The organism is Nocardioides sp. BGA-UO-ETr-FS32, from assembly GCF_059567905.1.
This window is the reverse complement of record NZ_JCAQOX010000017.1, coordinates 1,019,566-1,038,737: the sequence shown is the minus strand read 5'-3', so window position 1 is coordinate 1,038,737 and position 19,172 is coordinate 1,019,566. Positions and strand designations below refer to the sequence as shown.

20 protein-coding genes are annotated in these 19,172 nt (G+C 72.9%); 12 read left to right on the top strand and 8 right to left on the bottom strand.

Annotated features, from left to right (window positions below; genetic code table 11):
- Positions 1–13 precede the first annotated feature (13 nt).
- From hutI to AC57BS_RS25110, 3 genes are read right to left on the bottom strand one after another with little or no spacing between them, the layout of a single operon-like run.
- Positions 14–1,195, bottom strand: a complete 1,182-nt coding sequence (gene hutI / locus AC57BS_RS25120; RefSeq protein ID WP_496414174.1) for an imidazolonepropionase — start codon at positions 1,193–1,195, stop codon at positions 14–16.
- Positions 1,192–2,529: a formimidoylglutamate deiminase gene (locus tag AC57BS_RS25115; RefSeq protein ID WP_496414173.1), complete on the bottom strand. Its 1,338-nt coding sequence runs from the start codon at positions 2,527–2,529 to the stop codon at positions 1,192–1,194. The genes hutI and AC57BS_RS25115 overlap by 4 nt, the downstream gene beginning before the upstream one ends.
- Positions 2,526–3,737, bottom strand: a complete 1,212-nt coding sequence (locus tag AC57BS_RS25110; RefSeq protein ID WP_496414172.1) for an allantoate amidohydrolase — start codon at positions 3,735–3,737, stop codon at positions 2,526–2,528. The genes AC57BS_RS25115 and AC57BS_RS25110 overlap by 4 nt, the downstream gene beginning before the upstream one ends.
- Positions 3,738–3,937: 200 nt before the next feature.
- Between AC57BS_RS25110 and AC57BS_RS25105 the strand changes: the two genes are divergently transcribed.
- The 5 genes from AC57BS_RS25105 to AC57BS_RS25085 are packed head-to-tail and all read left to right on the top strand — an operon-like array spanning position 3,938 to position 8,746.
- The gene (locus AC57BS_RS25105; protein WP_496414171.1) at positions 3,938–4,552 is read left to right on the top strand and encodes a nitroreductase family protein; all 615 of its coding nucleotides are present in this window, start codon (positions 3,938–3,940) and stop codon (positions 4,550–4,552) included.
- Positions 4,549–5,895: a M20/M25/M40 family metallo-hydrolase gene (locus tag AC57BS_RS25100; RefSeq protein ID WP_496414170.1), complete on the top strand. Its 1,347-nt coding sequence runs from the start codon at positions 4,549–4,551 to the stop codon at positions 5,893–5,895. Before AC57BS_RS25105 ends, AC57BS_RS25100 begins: the two co-directional genes overlap by 4 nt.
- Complete coding sequence (locus tag AC57BS_RS25095; RefSeq protein ID WP_496414169.1) at positions 5,892–7,364, top strand: MFS transporter; 1,473 nt, start codon at positions 5,892–5,894, stop codon at positions 7,362–7,364. The genes AC57BS_RS25100 and AC57BS_RS25095 overlap by 4 nt, the downstream gene beginning before the upstream one ends.
- 45 nt (positions 7,365–7,409) lie before the next feature.
- A complete protein-coding gene (locus tag AC57BS_RS25090) occupies positions 7,410–7,778 on the top strand; it encodes a hypothetical protein (protein WP_496414168.1) in 369 nt (122 codons plus the stop codon).
- Between the two features lie 26 nt (positions 7,779–7,804).
- A complete protein-coding gene (locus AC57BS_RS25085) occupies positions 7,805–8,746 on the top strand; it encodes a hypothetical protein (protein WP_496414167.1) in 942 nt (313 codons plus the stop codon).
- A 3-nt stretch (positions 8,747–8,749) separates the two neighbouring features.
- Here the strand turns inward: AC57BS_RS25085 and AC57BS_RS25080 are convergent, their stop codons facing one another.
- Both AC57BS_RS25080 and AC57BS_RS25075 read right to left on the bottom strand, forming a co-directional pair.
- Entirely contained in the window at positions 8,750–9,001 is a 252-nt protein-coding gene (locus AC57BS_RS25080) for a PspC domain-containing protein (protein ID WP_496414166.1), read from the bottom strand.
- 117 nt (positions 9,002–9,118) lie between these two features.
- Complete coding sequence (locus AC57BS_RS25075; protein ID WP_496414165.1) at positions 9,119–9,895, bottom strand: DUF427 domain-containing protein; 777 nt, start codon at positions 9,893–9,895, stop codon at positions 9,119–9,121.
- Positions 9,896–9,961: 66 nt separating this feature from the next.
- Here AC57BS_RS25075 and AC57BS_RS25070 point away from each other — a divergent pair, with 66 nt between their 5' ends.
- The 6 genes from AC57BS_RS25070 (at position 9,962) to AC57BS_RS25045 (ending at position 14,231) form a co-directional block, all read left to right on the top strand.
- Positions 9,962–10,534, top strand: a complete 573-nt coding sequence (locus AC57BS_RS25070; RefSeq protein ID WP_496414164.1) for a DnaJ family domain-containing protein — start codon at positions 9,962–9,964, stop codon at positions 10,532–10,534.
- A gap of 90 nt (positions 10,535–10,624) precedes the next feature.
- Positions 10,625–10,981, top strand: a complete 357-nt coding sequence (locus AC57BS_RS25065; RefSeq protein WP_496414163.1) for a hypothetical protein — start codon at positions 10,625–10,627, stop codon at positions 10,979–10,981.
- 48 nt (positions 10,982–11,029) lie between these two features.
- Positions 11,030–12,109, top strand: coding sequence for an HpcH/HpaI aldolase/citrate lyase family protein (locus tag AC57BS_RS25060; protein WP_496414162.1), 1,080 nt, complete (start codon positions 11,030–11,032; stop codon positions 12,107–12,109).
- A 1-nt stretch (position 12,110) separates the two neighbouring features.
- A complete protein-coding gene (locus tag AC57BS_RS25055; RefSeq protein ID WP_496414161.1) occupies positions 12,111–12,995 on the top strand; it encodes an HpcH/HpaI aldolase/citrate lyase family protein in 885 nt (294 codons plus the stop codon).
- A 156-nt stretch (positions 12,996–13,151) separates the two neighbouring features.
- Positions 13,152–13,295 (top strand): hypothetical protein, encoded by a 144-nt coding sequence (locus AC57BS_RS25050; RefSeq protein WP_165355940.1) that lies wholly within the window; start codon positions 13,152–13,154, stop codon positions 13,293–13,295.
- A gap of 135 nt (positions 13,296–13,430) precedes the next feature.
- Positions 13,431–14,231: an SGNH/GDSL hydrolase family protein gene (locus AC57BS_RS25045; protein ID WP_496414160.1), complete on the top strand. Its 801-nt coding sequence runs from the start codon at positions 13,431–13,433 to the stop codon at positions 14,229–14,231.
- Between the two features lie 34 nt (positions 14,232–14,265).
- Here AC57BS_RS25045 and AC57BS_RS25040 read toward each other — a convergent pair whose 3' ends face one another.
- Positions 14,266–15,294 carry a M48 family metallopeptidase gene (locus tag AC57BS_RS25040; RefSeq protein WP_496414159.1) on the bottom strand — a complete coding sequence of 343 codons (1,029 nt, stop codon included), beginning with the start codon at positions 15,292–15,294 and terminating at the stop codon, positions 14,266–14,268.
- A 100-nt stretch (positions 15,295–15,394) separates the two neighbouring features.
- On the opposite strand from AC57BS_RS25040, the gene AC57BS_RS25035 reads away from it, so the two are divergent.
- Positions 15,395–16,696 carry a hypothetical protein gene (locus AC57BS_RS25035; protein ID WP_496414158.1) on the top strand — a complete coding sequence of 434 codons (1,302 nt, stop codon included), beginning with the start codon at positions 15,395–15,397 and terminating at the stop codon, positions 16,694–16,696.
- Between the two features lie 59 nt (positions 16,697–16,755).
- Here AC57BS_RS25035 and AC57BS_RS25030 read toward each other — a convergent pair whose 3' ends face one another.
- Together AC57BS_RS25030 and hutU are read right to left on the bottom strand one after the other, a co-directional pair.
- Positions 16,756–17,343, bottom strand: a complete 588-nt coding sequence (locus tag AC57BS_RS25030; protein ID WP_496414157.1) for a DinB family protein — start codon at positions 17,341–17,343, stop codon at positions 16,756–16,758.
- A gap of 96 nt (positions 17,344–17,439) precedes the next feature.
- Positions 17,440–19,125 carry a urocanate hydratase gene (gene hutU / locus AC57BS_RS25025; RefSeq protein WP_496414156.1) on the bottom strand — a complete coding sequence of 562 codons (1,686 nt, stop codon included), beginning with the start codon at positions 19,123–19,125 and terminating at the stop codon, positions 17,440–17,442.
- Positions 19,126–19,172 lie beyond the last annotated feature (47 nt).

Genomic DNA, 19,172 nt, shown 5'->3' with positions numbered 1-19,172 from the left:
GCAGCGGACTAGGTCAGAGGGGTGTGGACACGACGGGGCGCCCGGCCTGCCAGACCCCGGCCACGAGCGGGACACCGGGGCGGTAGGCGAGGTGGACGTAGGACGGCGCGTCGAGGAGGACCAGGTCGGCGGTCTTGCCGGGGGCGAGCACGCCGACGTCGTCACGGTCGAGGGCGGCAGCACCCATCGCGGTGGCGGCGTGCAGCGCCTCGGCGGGGCTCATCCGCATCTCGCGCACGGCGAGCGCGATGCACAGCGCCATCGAGGAGGTGAAGCACGAGCCCGGGTTGCAGTCGCTCGCCAGGGCCACCCGTACGCCCGCGTCGAGCAGGCCGCGCGCGTCGGGGTAGGGCTGCCGGGTGGAGAACTCCACGCCCGGCAGCAGGGTCGCGATGGTTCCGCTCGACGCGAGCGCGTCCACGTCGGCGTCGGAGAGGAACGTGCAGTGGTCGACGGCGACGAGGCCGAGCTCGCAGGCCAGCCGTACGCCGCCTCCGTAGGTCAGCTGGTTGGCGTGGAGGCGTCCGCGCAGGCCGCTGTCGGTGCCGGCCTGCAGGATGGCGCGTGCCTGGTCGACGTCGAAGGCGCCGTCCTCGCAGAACACGTCGATCCACCGCGCGTGCGGTGCAGCCGCCGCGAGCATGGGGCCGGTGACGAGAGCGACGTAGTCCTCGGGGGTGGTGTCGGCGGGGACGACGTGGGCGCCGAGGAACGTGGTCTCGTCGGTGAACTGGCGGGCCACCGCGAGACTGCGTGCCTCGTCGTGGACCGACAACCCGTAGCCGCTCTTGATCTCGACGGAGGTGGTGCCCTGGGCCCGCATCTCGGCGACGAGACGGGCGACGTGGGAGGTGAGCTGCTCGTCGGTGGCCGCGCGGGTCCTCGCGACCGTCGTGCGGATGCCGCCGGCCGTGTAGGGCTGGCCGGTCATCCGCGCCTCGAACTCGCCCGCCCGGTCGCCGGCGAAGACGAGGTGGCTGTGGGAGTCGACGAAGCCGGGGATGACCGCGCGACCGCCGGCGTCGACCTGCAGGTCGGCGGCGGGGGCGTCCGCGGCCGGGCCGACCCAGGCGATGCGGCTGCCCTCGACCACGATCGCGGCGTCGGTCAGCAGGCCGAGGATCCCGCCCTGCTCGGCGCGGGCGGGGTCGTTGGTGACCAGCTCCCCGATGCCGGTGATGACGGTGGTGTTCATGCCAGGTCCTCCCAGATCCGGGTGATGGCGTCGTCGAGCCCACGGCCGATCTCGGCGCGGTCGCCGGCCTCGACGACCCACCGGCCGTCGACCATCACGCGGCGCACGTCCTCGGCGACGGCGGCGAAGACCACGGCGTTCTCGTCGCGTCCGGTCCCGGCGGTGCGGGGCGAGGCGGGGTCGAGCACGACCAGGTCCGCGCGCTGCCCGACCGCGATCGCGCCCGCGTCGGCCCAGCCGAGCGAGGCGTGCCCGTCGGTCGTGGCGGCGGCGAGGAGCTCGGCGGCGGCCCAGTGCCCGCGCTGCTGCGTGGCGAGGCGTTCGTCGAGCTCCACGGCGCGCATCTCCTCGAAGAGATCGATGACCGCGTGGCTGTCGGAGCCGAGGGTCAGCCGGGCCCCTGCGTCGTGCAGGCGCCGCGACGGTCCGATGCCGTCGCCGAGGTCGCGCTCGGTGGTCGGGCAGAAGCTCGCGTAGGAGCCGGCCTGCCCGATCAGCGCGACGTCGTCGTCGGTCAGGTGGGTGGCGTGCACGAGGCTGGTGGACGGGCGCAGCAGGCCGTGGTCGGCGAGCAGCTGCGCGGGCGTGACGCCGTACGCCTCGAGGCAGGCGGTGTTCTCGGCGACCTGCTCGGAGAGGTGCACGTGGAACGGCCGCTCGCCGACCCACGCCGCCACGGTCCCGAGGTCGTCCGTAGGGACTGCCCGCACGGAGTGGACCGCCGCGCCGACCACGGCGTGGCTCCCGCCGGTCGAGGGGCGAGCGAAGCCGGCCTCGAGACCATCCACCCGCTCGACCCAGCGGTCCACCGAGCCGTCGCTGTAGCGCACCTGCGCGCCCTCCGGCGGCGCCCCGAAGCCCGAGGAGAGGTAGAGCGTGTCGAGCAGGGTGATCCGGATCCCGGCCTGCCGGGCCGCCTCGACGAGGGCCCCGCCCATCTCGTCGGGGTCGGCGTACGGCGTCCCGTCGGGCTGGTGGTGGAGGTAGTGGAACTCCCCGACGCAGGTGATCCCGGCGGCGGCCATCTCGCGGTACGTCGCCCGGGCGAGGGCGAGATAGGTGTCGGGGTCGAGCTGCGCGGCGACGGCGTACATCTGGTCGCGCCAGGTCCAGAACGAGCCGCGCTCACGCTGGGTGCGGCCGCGGAGCGCGCGGTGGAAGGCGTGGCTGTGGGTGTTGGCGAGGCCCGGGACGACCAGGCCGCGGACCGGGATCGCGCGCGGAGGGTCGGAGTCGGGCGTGACCGAGGTGAAGCGGCCGCCCTCGACCTCGACGAGCACGTCGTCGGCGAACCGGTCCCCCAGCCAGGCGCGCTCGAGGAGGTACGCCGTCATGCGCCCGCCAGCTCGGCCAGCACGTCGGCGAGTGCCTCGACCCCGGCCAGGCAGTCGGCGGTCTCGGCGTGCTCGTCGGGCGAGTGGGAGACGCCGGTCGGGTTGCGGACGAAGACCATGGCCGTGGGGATGCCCGCGTCGGACAGGATGCCGGCGTCGTGGCCGGCCTGGGTCGGGATGACGGGCCAGTCGCCGAGCCCGGCCAGCCGCGCGGCCAGGGCGAGGTCGAAGGCGACCGACCCGGAGACGGACTCCGCGGTGACGGTGAGCGCGGTGCCGTCGCGACCCGCGCGGTCCTCGGCCTGCCGCTCGATCGCCGCGACCAGCTCGGCGAGGGCATCGTCGGAGGAGGCGCGGGCGTCGAGCCAGGCGGTGACGAGGGACGGGACCGCGTTGGTGCCGTTGGGCTCGACCGCGATCCGCCCGAAGGTGGCGCGCTGCCCGGCGAGCCGGGCCTGCTCGTTGGCGGCGAGCGCGGTCATCGCATAGGTGAGCATCGGGTCGCGGCGGTCCTCCATGCGCGTGCTGCCCGCGTGGTTGGCCTGGCCGGCGAAGTCGAAGCGCCAGCGGCCGTGGGGCCAGATCTCGCTGGCGAGGCCGACGGCGACCTCGCGGTCGACGAGGTCGCGGCCCTGCTCGACGTGCAGCTCGACGAAGGTGCCGACCCGGTCGAGCGACAGCAGCCCGGCCGACGGGTCGAGCCCGGCCGCCTCGACGGCGTCGGCGAGGAAGACCCCGTCGCGGTCGCGCAGCTCGCGGGCGGCGTCCCAGGTGGTCGCACCGGTGACCAGCCGGGAGCCGAGGCAGGCGCGGCCGAAGCGCGACCCCTCCTCCTCGACGAAGACGCCGATCCCGAGGGGACGGCTCGGCTCGAAGCCGCGCCCCCGCAGGCGGTCGACCGCCGCCAGCGCCGACACCACGCCCAGCGGCCCGTCGTACGCCCCGCCGTCGAGGACGGAGTCGAGGTGGGAGCCGGTCAGCACGCCCGGTGCGTCGGACGCGGCTTCCGGTGACCACCACGCGACCTGGTTGCCGATGCCGTCGGTCTCGACGGCGAGCCCACGCGCAGCGCAGGCCTCGGCGAACCACGCCCGCAGCTCCGCCTCGGCGGACGCCCAGGGTTGGCGGAAGTAGCCGCCCGAGGACGCCGACCGTCCGACCGGCGCGAGGTCGCGCCACATCTGCTCGAAGTCGGGGGTCTCGGCCATGCGGTCAGTCCACCGGGATCGCCGCGCGGGGTCAACGAGCGCCCGCGGCAAGTCGTCTCGGATCCGAGACGCATCCGCGGTCGAGTAGCCGAGGGAGGAACGAGCGAGGCGTATCGAGACCCGATGCAGCTGTGGTCTCGATACGCCGCTCGCTGGCGCTCGCGAGCTACTCGACCACCGATGGGTGAGAGCCTGCCTCCATGGAGTTCCGTGAGGTCGTACGCCGCCGGCGGATGGTGCGCCGCTACGCCGACGCACCCGTCGACCGAGCGGTCGTCGACCGGATGCTCGAGCACGCCCAGCGCGCGCCCAACGCGGGCTTCACGCAGGGGTGGGCGTTCCTGGTGCTCGACACCCCCGAGGACGTCGCCCTGTTCTGGGAGTCCACCGGCGCCGGCCCCGACGACCACAACGCCTGGCTCGACGGGATGCGTACGGCTCCGGTCGTCATCGTCCCGCTGACGAGCAAGGCGGCCTACCTCGAGCGATATGCGCAGCCCGACAAGGGGTGGACCGACCGGAGCGAGGACCGCTGGCCGGTGCCCTACTGGTTCGTCGACGCGGGCATGGCCGCGCTGCTGGTCCTCCAGACTGCCGTCGACGAGGGCCTCGGCGCCTGCTTCTTCGGCATTCCCGGCGAGCACGTCGCGACCTTCCGGCGGGCGTTCGGCGTCCCCGACAGCCACGTCCCGGTCGGCGCGATCACCGTCGGCCACCGGCTGCCCGACACCGACCCGGCCGGGTCAGCGGCGCGTCGGGAGCGGCGTACGAATCTCGTCCACCGCGGCCGCTGGAGCACTACGGTCAGCCCATGACCGACCGTGTGGTCGCCGCGCTGCAGGCCCTCGTACGCATCCCGACCGTCTCCGACCGCGACCCCGCGCGCGTCGACACCGATGCCTTCGACCGGCTGCTGGTCGAGCTCGCGGCGCAGTTCCCGCTGCTGCACGAGCGCCTCGACCTCACCCGGGTCGGGTCGCACGGGCTGCTCTTCCACTGGGCGGGCGCGAGCACCGAGCGGCCGGTCGTGCTGATGGCCCACCTCGACGTCGTGCCCGTCGACGCGGACGCGCCGTGGCGGCACGACCCCTTCGGCGGCGAGGTCCACGACTCCGACACCGGACCCGCGATCTGGGGTCGCGGCACCCTCGACGACAAGGGCTGCGTGGCGGCGATCTGCGACGCGGTCGAGTCGCTGCTCGAGGCCGGGCACGTGCCCGCGCAGGACGTGTGGCTCTCGTTCGGCTGCGACGAGGAGGTCAGCGGCACGGCTGCACTCGAGGCGGTCGAGGTGCTGCGCGAGCGCGGGGTGACGCCGTGGCTGGTGCTCGACGAGGGCGGCGCCATCGCGAGCGGCGCCTTCCCGGGCGTCAAGGCACCCCTCGGCGTCATCGGCGTCACCGAGAAGGGCACCACCTCGCTCGAGCTCGTCGCCGAGGGCCGCGGCGGCCATGCGTCCACTCCGGCGCGCAACGGGCCGACGGCGCGCATCGCCCGCGCGATCCTGCGGATCGAGAAGTCCCCGTTCCCGGCCTCGGCACCCGCTCCGACGCTGGAGCTGATGCGCCGCCTCGCCCCGCATGTCCCCCTGCCCCTGCGCCCGGTCCTCAAGCCCCTGCTCGGGCGCGCCGACCGGCTGGCGCCCGTGGTCACGCGGGCCCTGCTCGCGGCCGGCCCCGAGGCCGCGGCCATGACGCGTACGACGGTCGCGACCACCACCCTCAGCGGGTCGCCGGCCCTCAACGTGATCGCCTCGACCGCCAAGGCCGGGCTCAACATCCGGGTGATGGTGGGCGACACCGTGGCCGGCGTGGTCGAGCACGTCCGCACGGCGGTCGACGACGAGTCGATCCGCATCGACGTCGTCGAGTCGGGCGAGCCGTCCCCGATCTCGCCGATGGACGAGCCCTTCGAGCTCCTCGAGGCGTGCATCGCCGAGGTGTTCCCCGACGCGGTCGCCACGCCCTACGTGATGATGGCGGCCACCGACTCGCGCCACTTCACCGCGATCAGCGAGCACGTCTACCGCTTCGCCCCCTTCCGGATGACCAAGGCCCAACGCCAGGCCATCCACTCCTACGACGAGCACCTCGGCGTCGCCGACCTCGTCGACGGCGCCCGCTGGTACGCGCGGCTCATCGAGAGGCTGCCCCGATGACGGAGATTCCGCCCACCCAGCTGCAGGCGCCGCCGACCCACTCCGCGGTCAAGGGCCTCGCCGCGGTCGTCGGCTTCCTGGTGCTGGTGGAGGTCGCGAGCGGCGTCCTCCAGGGCTACTACACGCCGATCTACCCGCAGATCGCCGAGCACCTCTCGATCAGCGAGGGCGACATCAACTGGTTCGAGGCGGCGCAGCTGATCGTCAGCGCGCTGTGCATCCCGCTGCTGGCGAGGCTCGGCGACCTCGTCGGCCACAAGCGGGTGCTGCTGATCTCGACGGCCGTGACCGCGCTCGGCTCGTGGTGGCTTGCGTTCGCCCCGACCTTCACGACCTTCCTCGTGGGGTGGGCGATCCAGGGCGCGTACGTCGTGTGGCTGCCGCTGGAGATCGCGATCATCCACCGTCGCACCCGGTCCTCGGGCCGCCAGGAACTGCTGACCCGGCGCGGCGCCGCGGTCCTCGTCGGCTCGCTCGAGCTCGCGGTGATCATCGGCGCGGTCACCAGCGGACTCCTCGTCGAGACGATGGACATGAACCTCCTCCTCGCCCTGCCAGCCGTCGTGGTGACCGCCGTCTTCTTCGTCATCCTCGTCGGCATCGAGCAGGCGCCCGGGGACGACACCGACGGCATCGACTGGACCGGCCTCGCGCTCGTGACGGTCGCCCTCGGCGTGCTGATGGGCGGGCTGGTGTGGCTGCGCCTCGACGGCGCGGGCTCGCTGCTCGGCTGGTCGACGATCCTGCTGTCCGTCGTGCTCTTCGCCGCCTTCTGGCGCTTCGAGCTCGCGCACCCCGAGCCCATCGTCGACGTACGGCTGCTCTCGAGCCCGGCCCAGTGGCCGGTGCAGCTCACCGCCTTCCTGTTCGGCATCCCGGTGCTCGGCGGCCAGATCCCGCTGTCGACGTACGCCCAGGCCGACCCGGCCGAGCGCGGCTACGGTCTCGGTGCAGACCCGGCCTTCATCTCCACCCTGATCGGGCTCTACGTCGTGACGCTGGCGATCGGCGCGTTCACGCTGCCGCTGACGACGCGCCTGCTGGGAGGCGTACGCCGGGCGCTGGTCGTCGCGTGCTGCCTCGTCGGACTGGGCTACCTGCTGTGGCTGCCGTTCAACACCGAGACCTGGCAGGCACTGGTCAACATGGGCATCGCCGGTCTCGGGTCGGGCGCGCTCGTCGCCGCCCTCCCCGCGGCCGCCGCGGCGGCCGCGCCTCCCGAGCGCACCGGTATCGCGACCGGCATGACCAACGGCACCAAGACGGTCGGCGGGGCCATCGCGTCCGCGATCTTCGCCATCGCCCTCACCGCCACCGGCTCGCTCGACGCGACGTCGGAGCAGGTCGCGCCGTTCGGCGGCTACCTCACGGTGTGGGCGGTCTGCTCCGGCGCGTCCTTCCTCGCCGCGCTCGCGCTGCTGGCCGCGCCGAAGCACGCCTTCAGCGACGCGCCCGCCACCGGCCACTAGTCTCACCTCGAGCCGGTGCGGATCCGGCCGGGAGCGGGGGCGACCATGAGCGAGACAGCTGGCACGACCGGCACGACCAGCACGATGACGGCGACGGACGAAGCAGGCAGGTTCCGGGTCTTCGCCGGCTTCGGCCTCGCCCTCACGGCACTGCTCGGCGGCGGGGTCTACGCCCCCGCGTTCCAGTGGCTGGCGATGAAGCTCGTCGACCAGGCCGAGAGCGACCGGCTCTACTTCACCGCCATTGCCGGGAGCCCCCTCGTAATCGCGCTGGCCGCCCTGGCGTTGGCCGCCGCCTCGCTGGACTCGGACGACCCGCTCGTCCGACCGCTTGCCCGCGCGACGGGCGTGGTCGCCGGGCTCGCTGTCCTGGGTGCCGCCCTGCTGCTGGCGGTCACGGTCGACACTCCCTGAGACCTTCGTGCACTAGGTTCCTGCCCATGACTCGGGGGAATCGGGCGCGCCTGGCCGCGCTCACGACGGCACTGCTCACCCTTCCGCTGCTCGCCGGCCCGCCGGCCCTGGCCGCGGACCGTACGCCGACCGCCGAGGTGGCGGCGACGGACGACCGGGCCACGGCCCGTACGCCCTCCCGGCTGCCGGGCGGCGGGAAGACGGTCTTCGGCAACAGGCGGTTCCTCACCGCCTACTACGGCACCGCGGGCACCGGCTCGCTGGGTGTCCTCGGGGAGACCGACCCCGACCGTGCGTTCAGCCGGATCGTGCGAGCCGGCAAGCCGTTCCTCCAGCGCGGCGAGCGACTGCTGCCGGTCTACGAGCTCATCGTCACCGTGGCCGACGGGGCGGACTTCCCCGGCACCGACGGCGACCACGCCCACGACGTCCTGCACAGCCGGGTGCAGTCCTACATCGACGCCGCCCGGCGCCACGGCGTGCTGCTCCTGCTCGACCTCCAGCCGGGCCGCACCGACTTCCTCGCCACCGCCAAGCGGTGGGAGTGGGCGCTCGAGGACCCGTGGGTCGGCCTGGCGCTCGACCCCGAGTGGCGGGTCGGTCCGAGCGAGTTCCCCGGCCGGACGATCGGGTCGGTCTCCGCGCGCGAGATCAACCGCACGGCCGGCTGGCTGTCGCGGCTGACCCGCGCCAACGACCTGCCGGAGAAGCTCTTCGTCATCCACCAGTTCACGACCGGGATGGTCCCCGACATCCGCAAGGTGCGCCGGCGCGAGGGCCTGGCGATGGTGCAGCACGTCGACGGCTTCGGCAGCCCGGCCGACAAGCTCGCGACCTACGGCAACGTCGCCGTGCCGCGGAAGTTCACGATGGGCTTCAAGGTCTTCTACGACGAGGACGTCCCGCTGATGCGACCGAAGCAGGTGCGTCGTGCCCTGCCGGACGTCCGGTTCGTGTCCTACCAGTAGGCGTCAGGGCAGCGGACGCGGCGCGTGCGAGGCGGCGATGACGCTGTCGTCGCTCGGCATCAGGAACCACAGCAGCGGGTAGACCAGGAACTGGCTGCCCGGCAGGACCATGAGCAGCACCACGAAGAGCAGGCGCGACACCCACGGGCCGAGGCCGAAGCGACGCCCCAGACCTGAGCAGACACCGCCCAGGATGCCCCGGTCCGAGGAGCGTACGAACCCGTTGCGGGCGAGGGTGGCGCGGACGTCGTCCATGGGTGGTCCTCCGGAGGATGCGGTGGGTGGTGTGCTCCCACCGTGCCTCGCCGGAGGGCGCCGCACCATCGGGATCTCCCCCTGTCCCACCCCGAGGCGTGCCCCGGGGCCGCCTGGTCAGCCCTCGGCGCCCGGGCGCTGGGCGGGAGCGCTGAAGGGCGACTCCGGCCGCTCCTGCAGCACGCCGTCGACCGAGATGTCGACCAGCTCGTTGTAGAACGCGACGCGTCCGACGACGGCGCCGACCGCCGGCGCGGGCGACGAGTAGGACCAGGCGACGTTGCGCAGTGCCGGGGGCCCCGGCCACGTCCAGTAGCCGTCGGCGCGACCCTTGTAGGGACACACGGAGGAGTTGTCGGTCGGCTCGAGCAGGTCGAGACGGACGTCCTCCTCGGGCAGGTAGTAGCGCGTCGGCAGGTCCGTCTCGAACAGCAGCACCGGGCGGTCGCTGCTCGCGAGCGTCACGCCGTCGATCGCGACCTCGACGTGACGCGAGCTCGGCAGCGCCTCCACCCTCTTGTGCGGGTCGCGCGGATGCCCGCTGACCCGCTCGTCCTCCTCGGTCCAGTCGAGCAGGCCCGGCTCCCACGTCAGCACGACGCGGTCCCGCACCGGCTCGGCGTCCAGGGTCCAGGCGCCGCCGCGCAGCACCCGGTCACCCGCGCGGAGGTCGTACCACTGCGCCACCGGGAGCTGCGGTCCGAAGAAGGAGAAGCCGTCGCGCGCCGGCTCCCCGGCGGCGCTCAGGACGTCGTCGGCGACCTCGCCGCGGAGGAACGCGTAGACCGGTGGGAACCAGCCCTGCCACACCAGCAGCGGCTCGCGCGACTCGACGACCAGCCGGTCGCCGAGGCGGCCCCGCACCCACTTGTCGATCGGCTCGGTCCGCAGCATCCGTCCAGTGTGCTCCTGCTCCAGCGCGCAGGCCACCGCCCGCGTCCTAGGGTGGGAGCACCGGAGGTGATCCCCCTGTCCGACCGTGAACCGACCACCGACCCGACCGTCGTCGAGCCCGTACGCCGCGAGCGCGAGCGCGACGACCGCACCGGCCGCTCCGCCGCAGCCGCCCGGATCGCGCAGCAGGCCACGTGGGTCGACCTGCAGGTGCGGCAGGCGATGGAGCGCGGGGAGTTCGACGACCTGCCCGGCCAGGGCAAGCCGATCGCGGACCTCGGCGTCGAGCACGACCCCGACTGGTGGGTGAAGAAGCTCGTCGAGCGCGAGAACATCGCCCTCCTGCCGCCGGCCATCGCGCTGCGCAAGGAGGACGCCGAGCTCGACGACCGGCTCGACGCGATCACGGTCGAGCGCGAGGTGCGCCGCGAGCTCGCCGACTTCAACAGACGGGTGGTGGAGACCCGGCGCCAGCTGCAGGGCGGGCCGCCGGTCATCACCCCGGAGCGCGACGTCGACGCCGAGGTCGCGGCGTGGACGGAGCGGCGTACGGCGCGGATCGAGGCCCAGCGCGCGGCGCGGGAGGCCCGTGGGCCCGAGGAGGGCCGGTCCCGGCGCTGGTGGCGCCGCCGCCCCTGACCGGTTCCCACGATTGGGCGATGACCACGACCGGCCCGCGTGCCTACCGTGGTCGTAGGCGAAGGCCGTCGGAGGGACGAGGTGGTTCAGATGTCCGAGTCAGCGTTGTTCGTCGGGTGGGGCCAACCGGTGCGCGGGCGCGAGAAGCGATCGCTCGACGTGTTCAGCGACGCCGCGACCTACTACGGCGAACGCGTGGCGGACGGCTCGATCGAGAGCTTCGAGCCGGTTCTGCTCAATCCTCACGGTGGCGACCTCCAAGGGTTCTTCCTGATCAAGGGCTCGGCCCAGGGCCTCGCCACGATGAAGGCCAGCGAGGAGTTCCAGCGCCTCCACGTACGGGCCGGGATGATCGTGGAGGACCTCGGCATCATCGACGCGTGGGTGGACGACGCGGTGCTCACCCAGCTCGGGCACTTCGGCGACGCCGCGGGGGAGTTCGGCTGAGACCTGCGCCATACCCGCGGGTGGCCGGCCCGCGATAAGTTCGCGCGCATGCGCCCAGCCAAGGACTTCTTCGCCCCGCTCGCCGTCGGCGCCCCCGCGCCGCTGCGCGAGATCCCGGCCCGCCCGAGCCGCGCGATCCACTTCTTCGACCCGGGCAACGAGAAGATGGCCGCCAAGGTCCCCGACATGGTCGGCACCGTCGACGTGCTGCTCGGCAACCTCGAGGACGCGGTCAAGGCGGAGAACAAGGAGAAGTCCCGCCAGGGCCTGGTCGACATCGGCAAGGCGACCGACTTCGGGCCCACGCAGTTCTGGACGCGGATCAACTCCCTCGACAGCCCGTGGGTGCTCGACGACCTCACCACGCTCGTCCCAGAGATCGGCGACAAGCTCGACGTGATCATGGTGCCGAAGGTGCAGGGCGCCGAGGACATCCACTACGTCGACCGGCTGCTCGCCCAGCTCGAGGCCAAGGCCGGTCTGACGAAGCCGCTGCAGGTCCACGCCATCCTCGAGACCGCGCGCGGCGTGGCCAACATCGAGGAGATCTGCGGTGCCAGCCCGCGCATGCAGGGCCTCTCCCTCGGCCCGGCCGACCTCGCCGCCGACCGCCGGATGAAGACCACCCGCGTCGGTGGCGGACATCCCGGCTACCTCGTGCGCCAGGACCCCCAGCGCGACGACCTCGGCGTGCCGCAGTACGACGCCCAGCGCACGACCTACCAGCAGGACCTGTGGCACTACACGATCGCCCGCATGGTCGACGCGTGCGCGATGCACGGCATCTACCCCTACTACGGCCCGTTCGGCGACATCAAGGACACGGTCGCGTGCGAGGACCAGTTCCGCAACGCGTTCCTGCTCGGCTGCGTCGGCGCGTGGAGCCTGCACCCGGTCCAGATCAAGATCGCCAACAAGGTGTTCTCCCCCAGCGTCGAGGACGTCGCGCACGCCCGTCGGGTCATCGCCGCGATGGGCGACGGCACCGGCGCGGTGATGATCGACGGCAAGATGGAGGACGACGCCTCGGTGAAGCAGTGCCAGGTGATGGTCGCCCTCGCCGACGAGCTCGCCGCCATCGACCCCGAGCTCAAGGAGCAGTACGACCAGATCGACCTGGAGGCCTGAGATGACCGAGTTCACCCCCCTCCGCTCCGTCCTCTACATGCCCTCCTCCAACGAGCGGGCGCTGGAGAAGGCGAAGACCATCGCCTGCGACGGCCTGATCCTCGACCTCGAGGACGCCGTCGCCCCCGACGCCAAGCCCGCCGCGCGCGAGGCGGCAGCCGCCGCGGCCGCCAGCGGCGAGTACGGCCGGCGTACGGTCACCATCCGCGTCAACGGCATCGGCACCCAGTGGCACGACGACGACATCGTCGCCGCGAGCCAGGCCGGCCCGGCCGCGATCGTGGTGCCCAAGGTCGACAGCGCCGACGAGGTGGCCCAGCTCGTCGCCGCCATGGAGAAGGCCGGCGCGCCGGACCACACCCTGCTCTGGGCGATGGTCGAGACGCCCGTTGCGATCCTGTCCGCGCTCGAGATCGCGCGCGCGTCGCAGCGCCTCGGCGCGTTCGTGCTCGGCACCAACGACCTCGTCAAGGAGCTGTACGCCGAGCACGTCCCGGGTCGCGGCCCGATCCTGCCGAGCCTGCACACCGCGGTGCTCGCCGGACGCGCCGCCGGCATCGCGGTGATCGACGGCGTCTACAACGACGTCAAGGACACCGCGGGCTTCCTCGCCGAGTGCGAGCAGGGCCGCCAGATGGGCTTCGACGGCAAGACCCTCATCCACCCCGGCCAGGTCGACGGCGCCAACGCGGCCTTCGCCCCGAGCGAGCAGGCGGTCGAGGACGCACGCGGACTCATCGCGGCGTGGGAGGACGCGCGTCGGGATTCGGGGGGAGACGCCGGCGTGGTCACCCACAACGGCAGGATGGTCGAGAACCTCCACGTCGAGTCGGCCCGCCGCACCCTGGCCATCCACGAGTCGATCCAGGCCCTCGGCACCGACTGACCTGGTCGCCGCACCGGGGCCGGACCCCTTGGACAGACGATGGACAAATCCTCACCCGCAGGGGGGATCCCGACTTTTCAAAGGCCTCACGGGGCGGCAGAGTGACCCGGCGGCCACCCACCGTGGGCCGGTCGCATCACCAAGGAGGCAAACCCCATGATTGTCCTCGGACTGATCCTGCTCATCCTCGGGCTCCTGCTGCCCCAGAGCATCCTCACCACCATCGGCATCATCCTGATCGTCGTCGGCCTGGTGCTGAACTTCGTGCCGATCGGGGGCTCCAGCCGCCGGGTCTGGTAGCAGCACGCCGTCTTTCGTCGGGCCCCGGACACCACTGGTGTCCGGGGCCCGACCGCGTCCCCAGCCCGGGTTCCCACCCGTTCTGCAGCGACATCCCTCTGGTCCCCGGCCGTGCTTCGGTCCTACGGTCGCTGGATGGACACCCGCCCACTGACCCTGATCGGCTCCGCACTCGCGGCCGTAGCGCTCGTCACGACCGGCCTCGCCGGCCCCGCCCCCGCCGCCAGCACCCTGGTGCTCGACGGCCTCGGTGACTCCTACGCCTCGGGGTACGGCGTCGCGCAGTCGTTCACGACCCCGTGCGGACGCTCCGACGCGGCGCCGGCGCCCGCGATCGACGGCCGGATGCGGCTGGCCCTCGACGACTTCGTCGCCTGCGGCGGCGCACGGACGACCGACCTGGTCCCCCAGGGACAGATCGCCGCCCTCGGCCCCGACACCGACGTGGTGACGCTCTCCATCGGCGGCAACGACATCGGCTGGTCGCAGGCCGTCGGCGCGTGCCTCGCGCTCGCCGACGCCCAGTGCGAGGCCGCGGTCGGCCTGACCAGGGGACGGATCACGACCCTGTTGCCGGGCCTGCTCGACGGCGTCTACGACGCGGTCGACGCGGCCGCCCCGGACGCCACCGTCTACGTCACCGGCTACCCCCGGCTGTTCTCCCCCGCGTACGGTCCGGTGCTCGGCGCCTCGGCTGTCGAGCAGGACGCCCTCAACGACGGCGCCGACCTGCTCAACGCCACCATCCGCAGCGTCGCCGAGGCGCACGGCTACACGTTCGTGGACGTCACCGAGCGCTTCGTCGACCACGGGGTCAACGCTCCCGAGCCATGGATCGTCTGGCCGACCGACCCGGGGTCGTTCCACCCCAACGTGCCCGGCTACCGGGCGTACGCCGCGGCGGTGACGGCAGCGATCCGGCCGGCCGACCTGTGAGACCGGCAGTCGCCGGCGAGGCGTATCGAGATCGTCAGGCGCTCTCGTTGCCGCGCCGGAACCGGTCGTTGATCCAGGTGCTGGCCGAGCCCATCCAGCCGGCCAGGTCGTGGACCAGGCGACCCAGGGTGTCCTGGGTCCGCTCGAAGGCGAGGGCATAGCTCGCGGCCGCCTCCTGGGCAGCCTCGCTCACCGAGGCGGTGTCGTCGTCCGAGCGGCGCGGGTAGTCGCCGCCGAGGATCGTCGTGTAGGCGCCGGTGTCGATCCAGCGCCGCAGCTCGGTGGCGCGCACGACCGCGAACGGGTGGCTCTGCTGCTGGAGCAGCGAGAGCTTGATCAGCGACTCGCGCACGTCGCCGCCCTCGTCGTACTCCGCCCCCTGCGAGAGGAACGAGGTGACGTCGAGCTCCTCGAGCGTGCCGCCGCTGGCGATCTTCATGTGGGTGCGCAGGGCCGCCGTCGGGTCCTGGCTGGCGAGCAGTCCGGCGCGGTCGGCCGACAGCTCGGCCTTGCGCGACCACTCGAGCAGGCCGACGGTGACCATCCGGATACCGATGGCGCCACCCGGAATCGCGTTGAGCAGGCCGCCGAGACCGAGCAGACGCATCAGCAGCGTGCGGTAGATCGCGTGGCCGCTGACCGCGTGGCCGAGCTCGTGGCCGATGATGAAGCGCAGCTCGTCGTCGTCGAGGTGGTGCACGAGACCCGACGACAGCACGATGATCGGCCGGTCCATGCCGATCGTCAGCGCGCTGAGCGTGGGGTCCGCCTGGACGTACATCTCCGGCAGGTCCGTGGCGTCGAGGCTCTGCCCGACCTCGGCCAGCAGCCGGTGCAGCCGGGCGAACTGCCGCTCGTCGACCCGTACGGCCGAGCCGAGCAGCGTCAGCCGCCAGGCCCGCTCCCGGAAGACCCCCGACATGGTCTTGAGCAGCACGTCGAAGCCCTTGAGCTTGCGCAGCGCGACCAGTGCGCCCTTGTCGGCGGGGTGCTCCCACGCCCGCGAGCTGATGTCCGTGAGCACGACGCGCGAGCGCGCCGGCTTCTTCTCCCCCGATGCCATGGAGGGATCCTGACGTACGGCGGCACCGAATGTCGCGGATTCGAGCCGACCCCGTCGAAATCGGGTGTCGGACGGGCGGCCGCCCGGTCATCATCTCCGCATGGCCGCCTCGCAGCGCACGCACCACGTCGCCCTCGTCCGCGACGACACCGTCCGGGTCACCGGCGACGGGTCGCTGCCGAGCTTCGTGCAGGACCCCGAGGACGACGACGCGCCCGATCCCACGGCGTACGCCACCACCGTCGCCGGCCACGGGGTGCACCTGGCGCCGGTCGTGAGGTTGCCCCAGGAGGACGCCGACAGCCCGCCCGACCGGCTGCACGTCCTCGCGCTGCGCGACGGAGCGCCCACCGGCGCCGACTGGCGACGGGTCGACGACCTCGACGAGCAGTGGCGGGCACCGGTGCGAGCGGCCCTCGAGCAGTACGCCGGCTCCGCCCCTCCGCGACGACCGGACTGGTTCCGTCCCGGGTGGCACGACCGCGTCGAGGGGTGGGTGGACGACCAGCTGTCCGCGACCGGGAGTCGGCGCACGGGCGCGCTGCGCACCCACCGGGTCTGGAGCATCTCAGCCGTGTTCGAGGTGCCGACCGACCGCGGCACGCTGTGGTTCAAGGCGTGCTGCGACCACTTCATCGCCGAGGCGGCCATCGTGCGCCGCCTCGCCCAGCGGATCGGCCACCTGGTGCCGCTGCTGGTGGCGGGGGACGACCGAGCCGGCTGGCTGCTGATGGAGCCCCTGCAGGGCGCCTCCGACCGCGACCGCGCCGAAGGCGCCGCCGACGCGGCGGCGCCCCAGTGGGCGCAGGCGCAGGTCGCGGCACTCGACTGGCTCGACGAGCTCCGCTCCGCAGGCTGCCCCGAGCGGGGCCTGGAGGCCACGCTCGCGACGTGGCGCGTCGTCCTGGCCACCAGCCCGGAGCTGACCCAGCTCACCGAGTCCGAACGGCAGGAGCTGACGATCGCCAGCGCGGCCGCCGAGGTGCTGGTGCGCGAGTTCTGGGCGTGCGGGCTCCCCGACACCCTCTCCCACGGCGACCTGCACCCCGGCAACGTCGCCTACGACGGGCGTGAGGTGCGGATCTTCGACTGGACCGACGGCTGCGTGACCCACCCGTTCCTCGACGGCAGCCACCTCGCCCGCGTGCTCGACTGGTACGGGACCGGCGAGGGCGAGGCGGAGCGGGTGATGCAGGCGTACGCGGGGCCGTGGCGCGACGCCTTCCCCGACGCCGACGTCGACCGGGCGCTCGAGCTCGCTCCGCTGGCGGACCTCGTCTTCCAGACGGTCACCTTCGCCCAGATCGCGGCGGGGGCCGAGGACGGCTCCGGCGACTTCGACGGCGTCGTGGCCATGCTGACGCGCAAGGTCGTCGAGTGGGTGACCGCCGAGGACGACTGAGGCCCTCGGTCAGTCCACCCGCCGCGCACGTGCGGCGGGCGTGGCCCTCGAAACGTCGATCAGAGGACCACGTGCGCAGCACGTGCGGCGGTCTCGATCTCCGCGCGCCGCTCCGCCCAGAACGCGGCGTCGTGCCCCTCAGCAGCCATCGCCTCCGCATCGGTCCCGACCGCTCCGTCGAGGCTCTCGCGCAGGACGTCTGCATGGCCAGCGTGCCGGCTGGTCTCGGCCAGCAGGTGCACGAGGACGTTGAAGAGCGGCACCTCGGCATCGCCCCACCAGGCCACGCGGCCGGTGGCGTCGAGGTCCAGGGCATCCACCGTCGCGTCGCCGTGCGCCCACACCCGGCGGTAGCGGTCGACGACCTCCGCACGCGACTCGTCCTCGGTCACCCACATGTCGGCCAGCCGGTCGGCCTCGACGTCCCACCGGGGCAGCGGCTCGGGGAAGGGACGGTCGAAGACCTCGCCGAGGTAGCGCGCCTCCCAGGTCGCGAGGTGCTTGACCAGCCCGAGGAGGTTGGTCCCGGTGACGGTCAGGGGGCGCCGTACGTCGTACTCCGAGAGCCCGTCGAGCTTGGCGAGCACCGCCTCGCGCTCGTGCCGGAGGTAGGTGTGGAGGTTGGCCTTCGCGGCGTCGGCGTCCATGGGCAGCACCCTGCCAGCCGCGCCACCCCGTTGGGGAACGGTCTGCACCTCGATCGGGCCTCAGGAGGTGCCGTCGGTTCCCCGACCGGAGCTGCGTCAGCCCTCCGACATGGGGATCCGTACGCCCCGCTCGTCGGCCACCTCGATCGCGCGGTCGTAGCCCGCGTCGACGTGGCGGATGACGCCCATGCCGGGGTCGTTGGTGAGCACCCGCTCGATCTTCTCCGCCGCGAGGTCGGTGCCGTCGGCGACCGTGACCTGGCCGGCGTGGAGCGAGCGGCCGATGCCGACGCCGCCGCCGTGGTGGAAGGAGACCCACGTCGCGCCGGACGCGGTGTTGACCAGCGCGTTGAGGATGGCCCAGTCGGCGATGGCGTCGGAGCCGTCGAGCATCGCCTCGGTCTCGCGGTAGGGCGAGGCGACCGAGCCGCAGTCGAGGTGGTCGCGGCCGATGACGATCGGCGCCTTCAGCTCGCCGCTGGCCACCATTTCGTTGAACTTCAGCCCCGCCCGGTGGCGGTCGCCGTAGCCGAGCCAGCAGATCCGGGCCGGCAGTCCCTGGAACTGCACCCGCTCGGCCGCCATGTCGAGCCACTTGTGCAGCCGGGCGTACTCCGGCTTCTCGTCCGCCGGGAACAGCTCCTTGATGGCACGGTCGGTGGCGGCGATGTCCACGGGGTCGCCCGACAGCGCGGCCCACCGGAACGGGCCCTTGCCCTCGCAGAAGAGCGGGCGGATGTAGGCCGGGACGAAGCCGGGGAACTCGAACGCCCGGTCGTAGCCGCCCTTGCGGGCCTCGTCGCGGATCGAGTTGCCGTAGTCGAAGACCTCGGCGCCGGCGTCCTGGAACTCCACCATCGCCCGCACGTGCGTAGCCATGGACTCCTGCGCGCGCTTGGTGAAGCCGCGCGGGTCCTCGGTGCGCTCGCGCTCCCAGTCGTCGTACGCCGTCCCGGCCGGCAGGTAGAAGAGGGGGTCGTGGGCGGACGTCTGGTCGGTGACGATGTCGACCAGCGGACCCTCCCCCTGCTCGGCCCGCGCGAGGTGGCGCTCTAGCAGCTCGGGCAGGACCTCGGCGGCGTTGCCGAGCAGGCCGATCGACAGGCCGCGGCGATCGTCGCGTGCCTCGAGGGCGAGCTCGATCGCGTGGTCGAGGTCGCGGGCCTGGACGTCGAGGTAGCGCGTCTCGAGGCGGCGGTCGATGCGGTGCTGGTCGCACTCGACGCAGATCGCGACGCCGTCGTTCATCGTCACGGCGAGCGGCTGCGCGCCACCCATCCCGCCGAGGCCGGCGGTGACGGTGATGGTGCCGGCCAGGGTCCCGTCGAACTTCTTGTCCGCGATCGCGGCGAAGGTCTCGAAGGTGCCCTGCAGGATCCCCTGCGTGCCGATGTAGATCCACGACCCGGCGGTCATCTGGCCGTACATCGTGAGCCCGAGGTCCTCGAGCCGGCGGAACTCCTCCCAGTCGGCCCAGTCGCCGACGAGGTTGGAGTTGGCGATCAGCACCCGTGGCGCCCACGCGTGGGTGCGCATCACGCCGACCGGCTTGCCGGACTGCACGAGCAGCGTCTCGTCGTCCTCGAGGTCGCGCAGGGTGCGGACGATGGCGTCGTACGCCTCCCAGCTGCGCGCGGCCTTGCCGGTGCCGCCGTAGACGACGAGGTCCGCAGGGTTCTCGGCGTTGTCGGGGTCGAGGTTGTTCATCAGCATCCGCAGCGGCGCCTCGGTCTGCCACGACTTCGCGGTCAGCTCGGTGCCGGTGGCGGCGTGGATGGGCAACCGTGGATTCCCCTCGGTGGTCGAGTGCCCCGCGAGGGACGAGCGGG